This window comes from Achromobacter deleyi, from assembly GCF_902859705.1.
Taxonomy (GTDB): Bacteria; Pseudomonadota; Gammaproteobacteria; order Burkholderiales; family Burkholderiaceae_B; genus Achromobacter; species Achromobacter deleyi.
Genome location: NZ_CADIJO010000002.1, coordinates 356,305 through 372,502, shown reverse-complemented (window position 1 = coordinate 372,502; position 16,198 = coordinate 356,305). Strand labels below are relative to the sequence as shown.

Here is a 16,198-nt window from a genome sequence, read left to right as displayed (position 1 = left end):
AACGGCGCGCGACCGCAATCAGGCGAACCGCGCCATCAGGAAATCGATGAACGCGCGCGTGCGCGCCGACAGGTTGCGCTTGCTGGGGTAGTACACGAACAGGTCCGCCGACGGCAGGATGAAATCAGGCAACACCACGCGCAGCCGGCCGCTTTCCAGGTACTTGGCCAGGTCCCATTCCGAGCGGATCAAAATGCCGTGGCCGTCCAGCGCCCAGTTCAGCACGATGTCGCCGTCGTTGCTGGACAGCGCGCCGTGCACCTTCACGGTGTCGGCGCGCCCGTCATGCGTGAAGCGCCACACGCCATAGGCATCCTCGTTCTGGCGGTGGATGATGCACTGGTGCCGTTCCAGGTCTTTCAGGCTGGCGGGTTCGCCATGCTGCGCCAGGTAGCGCGGCGCCGCGCACAGGAAGCGCCGGTTCGACAGGACGCGCCGGGCCACCAGGCGCTGGTCGGGCAAGGCCCCGAAACGGATGCCCAGGTCCACCCCGCTTTCGACCAGATCAATGGGGCGGTCGGTGACGTCCAGCTGCACCTCGACCTGCGGATGGCGCGCGGCAAACTCGGACACGATGGGTGCGATGGCGGTGCGGCCAAAGCCCAGCGTGGCATTGATGCGCAGCAGGCCCTTGGGCACCGAGCGGCTGGACGACACCACGTCTTCCATCTCGCGCACATCGGCCAGGATGCGCGTGGCGTAGTGCAGATACGTTTCGCCTTCAGGCGTGAGGCTGATGCTGCGCGTGGTGCGGTTCACCAGCCGCACGCCCAGCCGCGCTTCGAGCTGGGCCAGGCGCTTGGTGGCGGCGGGCGGGGTCAGATCGAGCATGCGCGCCACCGCCGACAGATTGCCGTGGCGGGCCAGCAGCACGAAGAATTCCAGCGAAGACGCCAGGTCGTGGTTCATGGAAAGCCCTTGCCCGAAGGCGCGGCCGCAGCCGATGCCGGGCGCGGCTTTATTCACTTAAAGTTAATAAAGATGTGATTTCCAGCGAATCATAAGGCGAGTCGACGCGAATAATCTACGGTTTTCCCATCCGCCGCCCGGCCCAGGAGACAGCATGAAAATCATCGAGATCCGCGAAAAGACCGTTCCCATCAGTTCGCCCATCCGCAACGCCTACATCGACTTCAGCAAGATGACGCTTAGCCTGGTGGCGGTGGTGACCGACGTGGTGCGCAACGGCAAGCGCGTGATCGGCTACGGCTTCAATTCCAATGGCCGCTATGGCCAGGGCATGCTGATGCGCGAACGCTTCATTCCCCGCCTGCTGGAAGCGGACCCCGCCAGCCTGTTGAACGACGCGGGCGACAACCTGGACCCGCACCGCATCTGGAACACGATGTACACCAACGAAAAGCCCGGCGGCCACGGCGAACGCTCGGTGGCCATCGGCACGCTGGACATGGCGGTGTGGGATGCGGTGGCCAAGATCGAAGGCAAGCCCCTGTTCCAGCTGCTGGCCGAACGCTATGGCAACGGCCAACCCGACCGCCGCGTGTTCGTCTATGCGGCCGGGGGGTACTACTACCCGGGACAGGACCACGCCAAGCTCAAGGACGAAATGCGCAGCTACGTCGACCGCGGCTACACGGTGGTGAAAAAGAAGATCGGCGGCGCCTCGCTGGACGAAGACCTGCGCCGCATCGATTCGATCCTGAGCGTGCTGGGCGACGGCCGCAAGCTGGCGGTCGATGCCAATGGCCGCTTCGACCTGGACACCGCCATCCAGTACGCCAAGGCGCTGTCGCAGTACGACCTCTTCTGGTACGAGGAAGCCGGCGACCCGCTGGACTTCGAACTGCAGGCCACCTTGCGCAACTACTACGACAAGCCGATGGCCACGGGCGAAAACCTCTTCTCGATGCAGGACGCGCGCAACCTGATCCGCTACGGCGGCATGCGCCCCGACCGCGACTGGCTGCAATTCGACTGCGCGCTCAGCTACGGCCTGGTGGAATACCTGCGCACGCTGGACATGCTGCGCCAGCATGGCTGGTCGGCCAGCCGCTGCATTCCGCATGGCGGCCACCAGATGTCGCTGAACATCGCGGCCGGCCTGGGGCTGGGCGGCAACGAATCCTACCCCGACCTGTTTCAACCGTATGGCGGCTTTCCCGATGGCGTGCGGGTCGACAACGGCTACGTCACGCTTCCGGAATTGCCCGGCATCGGCTTCGAGGGCAAGTCGGACCTGATCGCCGAAATGCACAAGCTGGCGGAATAAGGGCCTGCTGTTGGGAGGGCCGCAAGACGTGGCGGAGCGGCGGCCGCCACAGGCAAGCCCGGGTATCCTTCGGCTTGTTCCTTTTTTTGCCTAGCCATGAACCTCGTCTACCGCCCCGCCCGGCCCGAAGACGCCGCCGCCTGCATCGACCTGCGCGGCCGCACCCGTGAAAACGCCTTCTCGGCCGATGACCTGCGCGCCGTCGGCGTCACGCAGGAAAGCTGGTCCACCGGTATTCGCGACGGCGCGCTGCCCGGCGTGGTGGCGCTGGCCGACGGCGTGCTGGCCGGCTACTGCTTCGGCGACCGCGACAGCGGTGAAATCATGGTGCTGGCCCTGCTGCCGGCGTACGAAGGCCTGGGCATCGGCCGCGCCCTGCTCGCGCAGGTCATGGCGATGTTGCGGCAGGCGGGCCACACGCGGCTGTTCCTGAGCTGCGCGGCAGATCCCCACGTGCGTTCCTACGGCTTTTACCGGCATCTAGGCTGGGTCGCCACCGGCGAACGGGACGAGGCCGGCGACGACGTGCTGGCCTATCAATACGAATAAGGCCTGCCTCAACCCGGCCGGGCTAATCCTGGCCCGCCGTCCCTTGCAGATAGCGGCCCGGCGTCATGCCGTAGGCGCGCTTGAACATGGCGATGAAATTGCTGGGCGTGGCGTAACCCAGCGCGTCGGCCACCTGCGCCACCGGTTGGCCGGCGCTGAGCCGTTCCAGCGCATGGATCAAGCGCAACTGCTGGCGCCATTGCGCAAAGCCCAAGCCGGTTTCGTCGGCAAACAGGCGCTGCGCCGTGCGGGGCGCGAGGCCCGCTTGCACGGCAAGCGCGTCCAACGAGCGATTGTCGGCGGGGTCGTCGGCCAAGGCCTGCGCCAGGCGGGCCAGGCGCCGATCGCGCGGCCACGGCAGGTGCAGGGGTTCTTGCGGCGCGGCTTCGATCTCGTCCAGCAACACCGCCGCGAACCGCGACTGCGCCGCATCCAGCGACAGCTTGTCCGGCCAGTCGCCCGCGCGCCGCACCATGGCGCGCAGCAGGCTGCCCACCCCCAGCACGCACGGCGCGGGGGGCAGATGCACGGCGGCCTCGGGATGCACCAGCGCCACCCAGCCGCCGGCCGCGTCCGCCACGCTGACCTGGTGCCGCTGGCCAGGCGGAATCCAGCCCGCCCGTTGCGGCGGCAGCAGCCATGCCCCCGCCTCGGTGCGCACCCGCATCGAACCGCTGTCCACCCCGAACAACTGCCCGCGCGCGTGCGCATGCCAGTCGTAGTCGCGCGAGCCCAGGCGGAATTCGTTGCCCGGCGCATCCGCGCCGTGAAACACGCACAGCGCCGGGCCGTCCAGCAGTTCGCTGTAGTCGGGGCCGGGCGGGGAATCGGGCTGTCGGGTTTGCATGGTTTGTTGGCGCACCGGCATTACCGGCGCAAGACCGCTTGCGCGCAAGCTGCAAGGGTACCGGTCGATCCGGTTTTCTTCGAGAGCATTATGCAGAATCTCCATGTTTCCATCATCGGCGCCGGCCTGGGTGGCCTGTGCCTGGCGCAGGGCCTGGCGCGCGCCGGCATCGACGTCGACGTCTACGAACGCGATGCGCGCACCGACAGCCGCGTGCAGGGCTACCGCCTGCGCATCGACGCCACCGGCCAGGCGGCGCTGGCGCACTGCCTGCCGCCCGAATTGAACGCCCTGTTCCAGCAAAGCTGCTCGGCCCATGACCATCCCGGCGCGATGCTGGACGCCCGCTTGCAGCCGCTGCCGCAACGGGCGGCCGGCACCTGGCAGCTGGACGACAGCGCCGATGCCGTGCCCGACCGCTCGGCGCACCGGCAGACGCTGCGGGAAATCCTGTTGTCGGGGCTGGGGCCGCGGGTACATTTCGACCGCAAGGTGATCGGCCTGGACGCGGCGGGATTGCACCTGGATGGCCTGCCCGTGCGGACCGACACGCTCGTCGTGGCCGCCGACGGCGTGCATTCCGTGTTGCGGCGCCAGCATCTGCCGCAGGCCCAGCCTGAGGACACCGGCACCGTCACGATCTTCGGCGTGGCGCCTGCGGGCTGCCTGGCACGCAACGATCTGCCTGCGGACTTGCAAGCCGGTGCGGGCGTGGTGTTCGGCCCAGGCTACGCGCTGGTGCTGGACGCCATGCAGCTGCCGGCGCTGCCGCCGCTTGCGCGGCAATGCGCCGCCGCCGGCCCGCTCAGCGACATACCGTCCTACCAGTACTGGGCCGTCATCGGCGAACGGGCCGCCGTGCTGGGCACGGACGCGGTCTGGCATGACATCGACGCGGCCCCGCACGATGCCGAGACGGGCCAACGCTGGCAACGCGCCGCCGAACGCCTGCTGGCCCCGGTTCACCCCGCGCTGGCCGCCATGGTGGCCGCCAGCAAACCGGCTGGCATCGCCTTGAAAACCGTCTACAGCGCCCCCGCCCTGCCCCACTGGACGCAACCCGGCCTGACCTTCCTGGGCGACGCCGTGCACGCGATGAGCCCGGCAGGCGGACTGGGCGCGAACACGGCCCTGGCCGACGCGCAATTACTGGCCAGCTTGTTGGCGCAGACGCGACAAGGCCTGCCGCTGGGGCAGGCCTTGCAACGCTATGAAGCGGATCTGCGCCAGCGTGGGGATGCCGCCGTACGCCAATCGGCGCTGGCCGCCGCCCGCATCATGGGTCGCTGACCCGCCGGGCCGGATGGACGATAATCAGCGGCTTGAGGTTGCCATTCGGCATTCCCCCCACCCACCGCCCCTATGCGCATGCGTTCAATACTCAGCCGTCGCGTCTTTGCCGTGCTCGTCCTGGCCGCATCGTCCAGCGCGCAAGCGCAGGACTGCAAGGCGGACGACTACTCGCCCATCTGTACCGACATGCGGGCACAGGCCGCCTACGAGGCGGCCGATGGCGACCTCAACAAGGTCTACCAGCAGGTGTTGAAACGGCTGTCGCAGCCTCGCACCGAGGATATCGACTACCCCGCGCTGAAAACGAAATTCACCCAGGCCCAACGGCAGTGGGTGCGTTTTCGGGATAGCGAGTGCGATGCCTGGTACGGAGTCAACCAGGCCGGTACCGGACGCAACGCAGACCAGATGGCCTGCCTGCTCAAGAGAACGCAACAGCGAACCGGGCAGTTGCAGGAGTGGCAGGCCTATCTGCCCTAGCACGTGCGAGGCACGCGCCAGGGCAATCCGTCAGGCCCTGTCCACCCGGCAAGCCGTGTCGACAGGGCCATGCGGCCTCAATGGTCCGCGGTCTGCGGGGCCAGCGCCGGGGCTTTGCGCGCCTTGCGCAGGAACACCACCAGCTGCCACACCACCGCGGCGCCGATCAGGCCCAGCAGCGTGCCGCTGATCGGACGCGAGAAGAACGTACCGAACTCGCCGCGGCTGAGCAGCATGGCGCGGCGGAAGTTCTCTTCCAGCATCGGGCCCAGGATGAAGCCCAGCATCAACGGCGCCGCTTCCATGCCCAGGCGCAGGAACAGGTAGCCGATCAGGCCGAAGATTGCCGTGATGTAGATGTCGTCCAGGTTGTTGTTGATGCTGAACGTGCCGATGCAGCAGAAGAACAGGATCGCCGGGAACAGCACCGTGTACGGGATCTTGAACACCGACAGCCAGTAGCGCACCAGCGGCACGTTCAGGATCAGCAGGAAGCAGTTGCCCACCCACATGCTGGCCACCAGGCCCCAGAACAGGTCCGGGTGGGTGGCGATCATGTTGGGGCCGGGCTGGATGCCCTTGACGATGAACGCGGCCAGCATCAGCGCCATGACGGCGTTTTCGGGAATGCCGATGGCCATCAGCGGAATGAAGCTGGTACGTGCGGCCGCTTCGTCGGCGGCGGCTTGACCGGCCACGCCTTCGATGGCGCCGCTACCGATTTCGTCGCGATACTTGCTGAAGCGCTTGTCGGCGGCATAGGCGGCGAACTGCGCGATGGTGGGGCCGCCGCCGGGCAGGATGCCCAGCACCGAACCGACCACGCTGCCGCGCAACGCGCTGGGGATGATGCGCTTGAACTCGGGCCACGTCGGAATCAGCTTGATCTTGCCGTTGAACGGCGTCAGCGTATTGCGGTTGTCCAGGTTCTTGACGATTTCGGCGATACCGAAGCAGCCCAGCGCGATGCTGATCAGCCCCACGCCGTCCTGCAGGAAAGCCAGGTCCATCGTGTAGCGCGCCACGCCGCTGTTCACGTCGGTGCCGATCACGCCCAGCAGGATGCCGATCATGGCCATGGCCAGGCCGTTGAGCAGGCTGCCGCTGCTGACGAAGCTGACGCAGAAAAAGCCCAGCAACATCAGCGCGCAGTAGTCGGCCGGACCGAACAGCAGGCCCACTTCGCCCAGCGCCGGCGCCATCGTCGACAGCACCACGATGGCGACCGTGCCGCCGATGAAGCTGGAGACGCCTGCGGTGAACAAGGCCAGGCCGGTCTTGCCCTTCAGGTTCATCTGGTAGCCGTCGATACACGCCACGATACTGCTGGCATGCGGGATCTTCATGGTGATGGCGCTGACACTATCGCCGTATTGGGCGCCGTAGTAGATGCCGGCCAGCATGATGAGCGCGCCGCCGGTGGGAATGGAATAGGTCAGCGGCAACAGCAGGCTGATGGTGGACAGCGGGCCCAGGCCCGGCAGCAGGCCGACCAGGGTGCCGACCACGCAGCCGATGGCGCAGTACATCAGGTTCTGCAGCGTCAGCGCGTGTTCGAAACCGAACGCGAGGTTGTTCAGGATTTCCATGGATGTCGCTCTATCAGAACAAGGGCAGGTTAAGGCCGAGCAGATTCCGGAAAGCGAATGCCACCGCGATCAGGCCCAGGGAAATCTTGATGTTGCGCACCACCGAATACGAGGTGCCGGCCAGCGTCGAGCAGAACACCAGGAAGACGATGCCGACGATCATGTTGATGAAACCGGACACCACCGCAAAGCCGCACAGGCTGAGCATGATGATCGCGATGTTCTTGAAGCTGTAGCTGAGCGGCACCGGCGGCACGAAGCGCGAGCGCAGCACGGTGATCAGGCCGATCACCCCCAACAGCGAACTGACCATCAACGGGAACAGGCCCGGTCCGGATCGGCTGAACGTCCCCAATTGATATTTCGTGGCCGCCAATCCGAACAACAAAGCGAAGGCGATCATGAAGAGCCCCGCGACGAAGTTTCTATTGCTTAGATACATAAGACACGCCCTCCCAGGCGATGCATTTTTTGCTTATTTTTTCTGCCCGGTTCTCACACCGGCCAGCTTTGCTCGCCTGTCTTCCCGCTGAAAATTTCGGTGCTGCGGACGAGTTCGGCAGATAGTAGAGATCGACACTTCCAATCTGCTTTCGCTTTTTGCGCCGGAACGCGCCAAACACTTATCGCTTTCCCGTAGGTCGCGTGACATGAAGCTGACTAGTTTCTGAATGCGTGCAAAAATTCAGGAAGCCGTCAGGCACGACCCCATTTTCAGCAAGATGAAAACTGCGCGCGCAGGCCGGTCCGGCGTTGCGGACAACGGCCGGGAAAAGGGAAAAAGGGAGGAAAGCCTGGGTGGCAGGCGGTGCTGAAAAGCGGCGCGATCAGCCGCCGTGCACCCCGCCCCGATAGGTCTTGATCTGCCCGCGCAGTTCGCCATCGGGATGCGCCGCGGTGGATGCGCTGACATACCAGCGCTCGGCGATCAGGTCTTCGATCTGCGCCGCAGTCAATGTGCTGCGGCCCTGCAATTCACGCGCGCCACGGTCTTCTTCCAGCACGAAGGGCGGCAACACGATGACGGCGGGCGCGTTCTCGCGTTCGGTCGCCGGCCCGTGAAAGGCCGCCTGCGTTTCAGGCCCGGTCATGCGGGCCAGCGTCACGCGCCATTCCAACACGCCGGTGGCGGTGTACAGCGTGGCGCGCATCGAGCCGCCCGCCGGGGCCTTGACCGGCGGCACCACGTTCGCGGCATCGATCGAGGCATCGAAGAACATGAACTCGGGCCGTGGCGCTGCGCCCCCCGCCTGGGTCGACGCGCCGCGTTCGGATGCGGACGGCGCCACGCCGAAGCCGCCCGACCAGGCGGCGCGCGCCAGGACAAGCCCTGCCGTGCCCGCGGCCAGCCGGAGCAATGCGTGAAGGGTCTGACGTCGGCTGAACATGGGCATCCTTTTTTAAGGACCAAAAGGTAAGAAGAGGACGGCGAAAAAAATCCCGCCGGACTGCGGCGGGACTATCGTAGCGCGGGCCAGCCGTGCGCAGACGGCGGCCGGTCAGGCGTGCGCCAGGGCCAGGCGCGGCTGCCCTGCGGCCTGCACATTGTCGCGCAGCTTGAACAGCGCCACCGTGCCGGCCAGGGCGCGCGCCTGGTCGCTCAGCATGGCCGAGGCGGCGGCCGACTCTTCCACCAGCGCGGCGTTCTGCTGCGTGGCCTGGTCCATGTCCGACACGGCGCGGTCGATCTGGCTGATGCCCACGCTTTGTTCGGCCATGGCGCCGTGAATCTCGCTGACCAGGCGCTGCACGCGCGAAATGCCGTCGACGATCTCGCCCATGGTCACACCGGCCGCCTGCACGCGTTCGGTGCCGCTCTTGACGTTCTGCACCGAGGTCTGGATCAAGCCGCGGATCTCTTGCGCCGATGCCGCGCTGCGTTGCGCCAGCGTGCGCACTTCGCCCGCCACCACCGCAAAGCCGCGACCCTGCTCGCCCGCGCGGGCCGCTTCCACCGCGGCGTTCAGCGCCAGGATGTTGGTCTGGAACGCAATGCCGTCGATCACGCTGATGATCTCGGTGATGCGCTCGGACGACTGCGAGATCGCGCTCATCGTGGTGACGGCGTCCGTCACCACCTGGCCGCCGCGTTCGGCGGCCGAGCTGGCTTCGGTGGCCAGGCGCGTCGCCTGTTCCGCGGTCTCTTCCGTCTGGCGCACGCTGGAGGTCAGCTGCGTCAGCGCCGACGAGGTTTCCTGCAAGGAACCAGCCGACGTTTCCGTGCGCTGCGACAGGTCGCGGTTGCCCATTTCGATTTCGCTGGTGGCAGCGGTCATGGAATGCACGCCGGTGCGCACGTCCAGCATGACGTGGCTGATCTTGTCGACAAACGCGTTGAACGATGCCGAGATCTGCGCCACTTCATCGTGCCCCACCACCGCCAGGCGATGCGTCATGTCGCCGTCGCCCGAGCCGATGGTATCCATGGCGTCGCGCACCGCCGACAGGCGCTTGAATGCGCGCGAGGTCACCACGCTGGCCAGCAGCACGGCCACCAGCGTCAGCACCACCACCGACACCAGCGTGGCATTGAGCACCTGCGTGAGGCCGGCCGTGGCCTCGGCCCGGTCCAGCGCAATCACCAGGAACCAGTCGGTGCCCGGAATGGCGCGCGCCTTGAGCAGCTTGGGCACGCCGGCCAGCGTCACCGCCACCGGCGCCGCGCCGTCGCGCGCCATGGCCGCCAGGACCGCAGGCGTGAGTTCGGCCGCCACGTCGGTGGACGGCTTCAATGCCAGCTTGTCGTCCACGTGCGAGATCACCTGGCCATCGGCGGCCAGCACGAATGCAATGCTGGACGGCGTGGGCCGGATGGCCTTGATGATGGCCTGGATGCCGTCCAGCGGCACGGCGCCGCTCAGGGCGCCGACGGTCTGGCCGCTACGCACCATGGGCGTGGTGAAGGCCACGTACAGTTTGCCCGTGCCCGAATCGCCATAAGGCTTGGTCACGGTCAGCTTGCCCGCGGCCACCGCGCTCTTGTACCAGGGGCGCGCCGTGGGATCGTAGTCGGCGGCCGTCTGCGTGGTCGACAGATAGCTCTTGTCCGACCAGCCGATGGTGGTGATGGGAAAGCCGTTGGTCTCGCCCATCAGCTTGGCCAGGCCGAGCGGGTCGCCCTTTTCGACGACGGCGGCGGTAGCGGTCACGGCCTGGGCCTTGTCGGCCGACCAGCGTTCGATGGCGCTGGCGTTGCCGGCGGCGATGGCGTCCAGGTCGGCCGAGATGGTCGCCATCATGTTGTCGCGCACGATCTGGTACGTGACGATGCCCGAGAGCACCAGCGCGCCGATGACGGTGACGCAGGTGATCAACAGGATCCTGTTGCGCAACGAGGTGATTTTCATGCTTGCCTTCTGACTGCAACTGCCCATGCCGGAGGGCACGGGTATCCAGGTACGCGGCGCTCGCGGCCGCGTCACCCTGGCTTACGGCAGTGCAACATGGGACTTTAGGGGCAAGGCATAATGGTGCGACCGTCGGCCGCAGGCCGGCGGCGATACGCCAGCGTTTTCCAGGGAGCTTTCGTTGGACCCCATTCTTGCCGAACTATCGGCGTCGCTGCAGGCGGCCAAATCGGTCGAGCAGTTGACCCGCCCCCTACTCGACATGCTGGGCGCCGTCACGGGCCTGGAATCCACCTACCTCACGTCGATCGATCCGGACGCCGACCAGCAGCACGTGCGCTACGCGCGCAACGTCGGCACCTTGCAGATCCCCGAAGGCCTGTCGGTGCCGTGGTCCGACACGCTGTGCAAGCGCGCGCTGGACGAAGGCCGCATGGCCACCAGCGACGTCGCCGCCTGCTGGCCCGATTCCGACGCGGCGCGGCAACTGGGCATCCAGACCTACGTCAGCGCCCCCATCCGCACCGACGACGGCCTGCTGCTGGGCACGCTGTGCGGCGCCAGCGCCCGCCAGCAGGCCGTGGCGCCGCAAGCCGAATCCATCCTGCGGCTGTTTTCCAGCGTGATCGCCAATTTCATCGAACGCGAACAACTGGTCGCGGAACTGCGCCAGGCCAATATGCAGCTGATGGCCTACGCGCTGACCGACCCGCTGACCGGCCTGCCCAACCGCCGCGCGCTCTACGAAGAACTGGACCGCCTGCGCAGCCGCGCGCTGCGCGATGGCGACAGCGTGCTGGTGGGCGTGGTCGACCTGGACGGTTTCAAGGGCATCAACGACACCTACGGCCATCAGCAGGGCGACGTCTTCCTGCAGGAAATCGCGCGGCGCCTGGCCATGGCCGTGCGCACCTCGGACATGGTCGGGCGGCTGGGCGGCGACGAGTTCGTGCTGATCGGCCCCGGGCCCGCGCTGGCGCGCGGCGATGCCGCCCCGGGCCAGGACGCCGAACGCGGCGACGCCCAGGAAGCCGCCCGCTCGCTGGAAGACCGCGCGGCGGCCGCCACCGTCGGGCGCTATCAGCTGGGCGACACCGCCCTGCCCTACGAAGGCGCCAGCGTCGGCGTCGTGGCGCTGGACCCGCGCGGCCTGGCTGCCGAAGAAGCGGTGCGGCTGGCGGATGCGCGCATGTATGAGATCAAGCGCGCGCGCAAGGCGGCGCGCACGATTCACTGAAGCCGGATCTCGCCCGGACCCGGACCTTCCTGCCGCCACCGCCCCGATACTCGGGGCTTGCGCGACACATAAGTATTTGCTAATGTTTCGCCATGCAAGAAAACGACGTCTTCAAGGCCCTGGCCGACCCGACCCGCCGCGCGATCTTCGACAAGCTCGCCGCAGGCAGCATGAACGCCAGCGCGCTGCGCGAGGGCATGGCCATCAGCCAGCCCGCCATCTCGCAGCACCTGGCGGTATTGCGCCAGGCGCGGCTGGTGCGCGAGGAACGCCAGGGGCGCTTCGTCAACTATGAAGTCGACCCGGACGGTCTGGCGCTGCTCGCCGGCTGGCTGGGCAAGTACCGCGCCTACTGGCCGGCGCGGGTCGACGCGTTGAAAACGCTGCTCAAGGACATGGACCAATGAACGCCACGGAACCCGACCTGGACACGACGCTGGTGCTGGACTACGAGCTGGACGCCCCGCCCGAAAAAGTCTGGCGCGCCCTCAGCATCCCGGCGCTGCGCGACCAATGGCTGCCCGGCGGCGACCTGGCCGACGCCGAGCCGCTGGCCGCCACCCCCGGCGTCGAGGTTCGCTACCGCCTGCGCGACACGTTGCCGCCCTGCCTGGAAAGCGTGGTGACCTTCCAGCTGCACCCCACCGCCGACGGCGGCACCCGCCTCACCATCATCCACACGCCCGACGACGCCCGGCTGGCGCGGCCCGTGCCGCAGGCCGCCAACGGCCCCTGGCAGGCGTTCAAGCTGGCCGCCTGACGCCACCCTTTTTTGTTTTTCAATGCGCGGCCGTTCTGCGGCCGCCTGACAGGAGCTCGCCCATGCGCGACACGATGCAGCTCGTCCCGATGGTCGTGGAACAGTCCGGCCGCGGCGAAAGATCCTTCGACATCTACTCGCGCCTGCTGCGCGAACGCATCATTTTCCTGTCCGGCGAGGTCAACGACGCCGTGTCGGCCCTGGTGTGCGCGCAGCTGCTGTTCCTGGAAGCCGAAAACCCCGGCAAGCCGATCCACCTGTACATCAACTCGCCCGGCGGCGTCATCACCAGCGGGCTGGCCATGTACGACACCATGCAGTTCATCAAGTCGCCGGTGCACACGCTGTGCATGGGCACTGCGCGATCGATGGGCTCGTTTCTGCTGATGGCAGGCGAACCCGGCCACCGCGCCGCGCTGGCCAACGCCAGCCTGCACGTGCACCAGCCGCTGGGCGGCTTTCAGGGGCAGGCGTCGGACATGCTGATCCATGCCGAGGAAATGCAACGCACCAAGCAGCGCATCATCCGGCTGTACGCCGAACACTGCGGACGCAGCTACGAAGACGTCGAGCGCAGCCTGGACCGCGACCGCTACCTGAGCGCCGAGGAAGCCGTGCAATGGGGCCTGATCGATCGCGTGATGGACCCGCGCACGATGGGAAATTGATCGGGGCGCCCGGCAGGCCGCAAGGCTCGCCGGGCGGACGTCGCGCTAGGCCTGGGCCAGCGGCCGCTGGTGGCGCGCACGCAGCACGGCGTTGACGGCAGCCCCCACGGCCAGCAGCGCCGCGGTCCCCAGGAACACGGCCGGCATGCCGAAATGGCCGCCGATGAAACCGCCCAGCACGGGGCCTGCCACCTGGCCCACGTACTGCGCCGAAATCGACAGCCCCAGCACATTGCCGCCCACGCCGTCGGGCACGTTGTGGCGGATCACGCTGGTCACGCAGGGCAGCAGCCCGCCCAGCGCCAGGCCCATCAGGAAGCGCAGCGCCACCAGTTGCCAGCCCGCGGTCACGAAGGCCTGCGGGATCAAGAGCAGCGCGGCCACGGCCAGCGCACCGACGATCACCGTCCAATGGCCCACGCGGTCGGCCAGCCGGCCCAGCCGCGATGCCGACAGGATGGCGCCCAGCGCCGCCGCCGACATCACCACGCCTGACACCAGCGTGACGCGGGCCGGGTCTTGCACCAGTTCGCCCACGTAGACCGTGATGATGGGTTCGATCGACATGGTGGCGAACATCAGCAGCATGCCGGTCGCCAGCATGGCGGCCACCGGCCGTTTGTCTGGGATCTGCGCCCAGCCGCCCTTCCTGGGCCCGGCCGCCTTGGCGGGCTTGGCCGGACGCGGCATTTCCTTGATGAGGAACACGGTGGCCAGGAAGGCCAGGAAGATCACGCCGCCGGCCAAGAGGAACGTGGCGCGGATGCCGATCAGCGGCGGCAGCGCGCCCCCGATGAGCGGCCCCACCAGGTTGCCCGCCATGATGCCGGCCGACAGCACGCCCAGGGCCCAGCCCGACCGCGCCTTGGGCGCCTGCATCGCCACCAGGATGGTCGAGCCCGACGCATACCCGCCCGCAAAACCCACCAGCAGCCGCAGCAGCACCAGCTGCCACACCGACTGCACCATGCCCGTCAGCGACATGCAGATCGCCATGCCCAGCGAGGCGCGCACCAGCATCAGCTTGCGGCCGTAGCGGTCACCCAGCCGGCCCCACAGCGGCGCCACCAGTGCGGCCGCGAAAAACGTTGCGCCATAGGCCACGCCCGACCACTGCACGATGGCGGCATGGCCCACCGCGCCCAGCTCTTCCACATACAGCGGCAGGAACGGCAGCAGCAGCGTCATCGCCACGATGGTGCTGAACGAACCGGCGAAACAGACCGCCAGATTGCGCCGCCAGTGGACGTTTTCGTCCGGCGAGGCGGGCGCGGCGCTGGCCGTGGGGGAAGTCATGGAAGGAGTCCTTGTGGAGGGGTCGGTAAAAGCGCGCCATGCGCGCATCCCGGATTGTTACCAGCCGGCCGGCCTGCAACAAGACCAGCCCCGATACCGGTATTGCGGCTACCCCCCACCGGCGCATCCGCCTGCGCGCGGCGGGCGGGTGCCCGCCCCGCCGGCCGGCTGTCACAGGAATGCTGTTAGTCTTGCAGCGCCGCGCGGCATCTTCCGCGTCCCTTCTTTTTCCGCGAGTCCCCCATGACCAGCCCCCTGTACCAAGCTTCCGTGCCCGTTCTCACGCAGATGCTGACCGCCCTGTCCGGCGTGCTGCAGAAGGCCGAGGCCCACGTCGTCGCCAAGAACATCGACCCCAACGCGCTGCTGCAGGCGCGCCTGTTCCCCGACATGTTCCCGCTGGTGCGCCAGGTGCAGATCGCCTGCGACTTCGCCAAGGGTATTTCGTCGCGCCTGGCCGGCGCCGAAGTGCCGTCCTGGCCCGACAGCGAAACCACGTTTGCCGAGCTGCAAGCGCTGATCGCCAAAGCCCTGGCCCACGTCGGCTCGTTCCAGCCGGAACAGTTCGCCCAGAGCGAAGGCCGTGAAATCGTGCTGCGCCCGGGCACGCCCAAGGAAAAGAAGCTGAGCGCCAGCGCCTACCTGCTGCACTATGGCCTGCCGCAATTCTTCTTCCACGTCACCACCGCCTACGACCTGCTGCGCCACAACGGCGTGGAAATCGGCAAGCGCGACTACATGGGCGCGTACTGATCACGGCAGGGGCGCCCAGGGGTATTCCAGCTGCAGCGCCACGAACGCGGCGCTTGCATGGCCGTAGCGCGCCTCGATGCCGGCCAGGATGCCATCCAGCAACGGCGCCGTCCGCTCCGCCTCCAAGACCGGTAGCGGCCGCGATAACGCCTGCGGGGTCGCCGCCGTATCCGGCAAATAGGCCAGGCCACTGGCCAGGCGAACCGCCTCCCGCCCCTGCGCCACGCCGGTTACCGAGGTCCGGTAGCTGCGTGCATAGGCGTCGGCGGTCAACGCCAGGACCAGATCATCCACGTCCGGTGCCAGCCCTGCCTGCAGCGTTTCGTGGTTCCAGAACCGCGCCGCATTCCGAGCCGCCGTGTACAGATGCCGCGGCCCCAGGCGGAACCCCCGCGACGGATGCGCCGCATCCCAGCGCGATTCGCCCAATTGGCGGGCAAGCGCCTCTGCCCGTTCGCGGCCCGCCAGGGTCTCGACCAAGGCCAGCGACACCGGGATCGACGCGCTGACGCCGGTCGTGGTGACCACCTGGCCATCGGCGACATAGCGCCGGTCCTGGCGCCAGCGCACCGCGGGAAAACCGCTGGCCAGCGCCTGCCGCGAATACCAGTGGGACACGGCCTCGCGCCCGTCCAGCAGACCGGCGCGGGCCAGCAGCCATACGCCATCGCAGATGCCGATGACGACGGCGCCCTTGGCCGCCTGCGCCCCGATCCAGGCCAGCAGGCGCGGATCGGCATCCTCATGCACCGCCGGCACGATGACGTAGTCGGCGCCGCCGGGATAGCGCGCATCGAAGGCCGCCATATCGGCGTCCGGCAACGCCCGCAAGGCCGGAAAAAACTGCACCGCCCCCGGCTCGACCGCCAGCGCCCAGACCTCGGCCGCGCCGGATCGCTTCAGCACCGCGTACGGCACCACGAAATCCGTCAGCTCGGTATTGGCGTTGTGTGCGACCACGGCAACGCGAGGCAGGCGCGGCGTCGCGGACGCCCTGGGGCCGGGCAGCGGCGGCGTGGGCTGTGCCGTGGGCGGCAGCGGCGCCGGCACCCCGCCCGGATCGCGCTGCACCAGGACCGCAGCCAGCACCAGCGACAGCAGCGCCGCGCAGGACACGGCCATCGCCGCACGAGAACCCGAGGATGGCAT

At 67.7% G+C, this 16,198-nt stretch carries 17 protein-coding genes; 9 read left to right on the top strand and 8 right to left on the bottom strand.

The window, feature by feature from the left end:
- Nucleotides 1–18 precede the first annotated feature (18 nt).
- Entirely contained in the window at nt 19–909 is an 891-nt protein-coding gene (locus tag HV798_RS04155; protein ID WP_175191484.1) for a LysR family transcriptional regulator, read from the bottom strand.
- A gap of 154 nt (nt 910–1,063) precedes the next feature.
- Here HV798_RS04155 and HV798_RS04150 point away from each other — a divergent pair, with 154 nt between their 5' ends.
- Both HV798_RS04150 and HV798_RS04145 read left to right on the top strand, forming a co-directional pair.
- Nucleotides 1,064–2,230, top strand: coding sequence for a mandelate racemase/muconate lactonizing enzyme family protein (locus tag HV798_RS04150; RefSeq protein WP_175191244.1), 1,167 nt, complete (start codon nt 1,064–1,066; stop codon nt 2,228–2,230).
- 96 nt (nt 2,231–2,326) lie between these two features.
- On the top strand, nt 2,327–2,779 hold the full coding sequence (locus HV798_RS04145) for a GNAT family N-acetyltransferase (RefSeq protein WP_175191245.1): 453 nt from the start codon (nt 2,327–2,329) through the stop codon (nt 2,777–2,779).
- A gap of 22 nt (nt 2,780–2,801) precedes the next feature.
- Here the strand turns inward: HV798_RS04145 and HV798_RS04140 are convergent, their stop codons facing one another.
- Nucleotides 2,802–3,626: an AraC family transcriptional regulator gene (locus HV798_RS04140; RefSeq protein WP_175191246.1), complete on the bottom strand. Its 825-nt coding sequence runs from the start codon at nt 3,624–3,626 to the stop codon at nt 2,802–2,804.
- A 90-nt stretch (nt 3,627–3,716) separates the two neighbouring features.
- Here HV798_RS04140 and HV798_RS04135 point away from each other — a divergent pair, with 90 nt between their 5' ends.
- Both HV798_RS04135 and HV798_RS04130 read left to right on the top strand, forming a co-directional pair.
- Nucleotides 3,717–4,916 (top strand): FAD-dependent oxidoreductase, encoded by a 1,200-nt coding sequence (locus HV798_RS04135; RefSeq protein ID WP_175191247.1) that lies wholly within the window; start codon nt 3,717–3,719, stop codon nt 4,914–4,916.
- A gap of 78 nt (nt 4,917–4,994) precedes the next feature.
- Nucleotides 4,995–5,399: a lysozyme inhibitor LprI family protein gene (locus HV798_RS04130; RefSeq protein WP_175191248.1), complete on the top strand. Its 405-nt coding sequence runs from the start codon at nt 4,995–4,997 to the stop codon at nt 5,397–5,399.
- A gap of 77 nt (nt 5,400–5,476) precedes the next feature.
- Here the strand turns inward: HV798_RS04130 and HV798_RS04125 are convergent, their stop codons facing one another.
- The 4 genes from HV798_RS04125 to HV798_RS04110 form a co-directional block, all read right to left on the bottom strand.
- Complete coding sequence (locus tag HV798_RS04125; protein WP_025139178.1) at nt 5,477–6,988, bottom strand: tripartite tricarboxylate transporter permease; 1,512 nt, start codon at nt 6,986–6,988, stop codon at nt 5,477–5,479.
- 13 nt (nt 6,989–7,001) lie between these two features.
- Entirely contained in the window at nt 7,002–7,430 is a 429-nt protein-coding gene (locus HV798_RS04120) for a tripartite tricarboxylate transporter TctB family protein (RefSeq protein WP_175191249.1), read from the bottom strand.
- 385 nt (nt 7,431–7,815) lie between these two features.
- On the bottom strand, nt 7,816–8,376 hold the full coding sequence (locus HV798_RS04115; protein WP_175191250.1) for a CHRD domain-containing protein: 561 nt from the start codon (nt 8,374–8,376) through the stop codon (nt 7,816–7,818).
- 111 nt (nt 8,377–8,487) lie between these two features.
- Nucleotides 8,488–10,335 carry a methyl-accepting chemotaxis protein gene (locus tag HV798_RS04110; protein ID WP_175216336.1) on the bottom strand — a complete coding sequence of 616 codons (1,848 nt, stop codon included), beginning with the start codon at nt 10,333–10,335 and terminating at the stop codon, nt 8,488–8,490.
- A 181-nt stretch (nt 10,336–10,516) separates the two neighbouring features.
- Between HV798_RS04110 and HV798_RS04105 the strand changes: the two genes are divergently transcribed.
- The 4 genes from HV798_RS04105 to HV798_RS04090 all read left to right on the top strand — a co-directional run bounded on the left by HV798_RS04105 (nt 10,517) and on the right by HV798_RS04090 (nt 13,000).
- Nucleotides 10,517–11,572, top strand: coding sequence for a GGDEF domain-containing protein (locus HV798_RS04105; RefSeq protein ID WP_025139174.1), 1,056 nt, complete (start codon nt 10,517–10,519; stop codon nt 11,570–11,572).
- 92 nt (nt 11,573–11,664) lie between these two features.
- Entirely contained in the window at nt 11,665–11,979 is a 315-nt protein-coding gene (locus HV798_RS04100; protein ID WP_025139173.1) for an ArsR/SmtB family transcription factor, read from the top strand.
- On the top strand, nt 11,976–12,332 hold the full coding sequence (locus HV798_RS04095) for an SRPBCC family protein (protein ID WP_025139172.1): 357 nt from the start codon (nt 11,976–11,978) through the stop codon (nt 12,330–12,332). The genes HV798_RS04100 and HV798_RS04095 overlap by 4 nt, the downstream gene beginning before the upstream one ends.
- Before the next feature lie 62 nt (nt 12,333–12,394).
- Nucleotides 12,395–13,000, top strand: a complete 606-nt coding sequence (locus HV798_RS04090) for an ATP-dependent Clp protease proteolytic subunit (protein ID WP_175191252.1) — start codon at nt 12,395–12,397, stop codon at nt 12,998–13,000.
- A gap of 45 nt (nt 13,001–13,045) precedes the next feature.
- On the opposite strand, the gene HV798_RS04085 is transcribed toward HV798_RS04090, so the two are convergent.
- Entirely contained in the window at nt 13,046–14,296 is a 1,251-nt protein-coding gene (locus tag HV798_RS04085) for an MFS transporter (protein WP_175191253.1), read from the bottom strand.
- A 243-nt stretch (nt 14,297–14,539) separates the two neighbouring features.
- Between HV798_RS04085 and HV798_RS04080 the strand changes: the two genes are divergently transcribed.
- Complete coding sequence (locus HV798_RS04080) at nt 14,540–15,049, top strand: DUF1993 domain-containing protein (RefSeq protein ID WP_175191254.1); 510 nt, start codon at nt 14,540–14,542, stop codon at nt 15,047–15,049.
- Here the strand turns inward: HV798_RS04080 and HV798_RS04075 are convergent, their stop codons facing one another.
- Complete coding sequence (locus HV798_RS04075; protein ID WP_246288569.1) at nt 15,050–16,198, bottom strand: DJ-1/PfpI family protein; 1,149 nt, start codon at nt 16,196–16,198, stop codon at nt 15,050–15,052.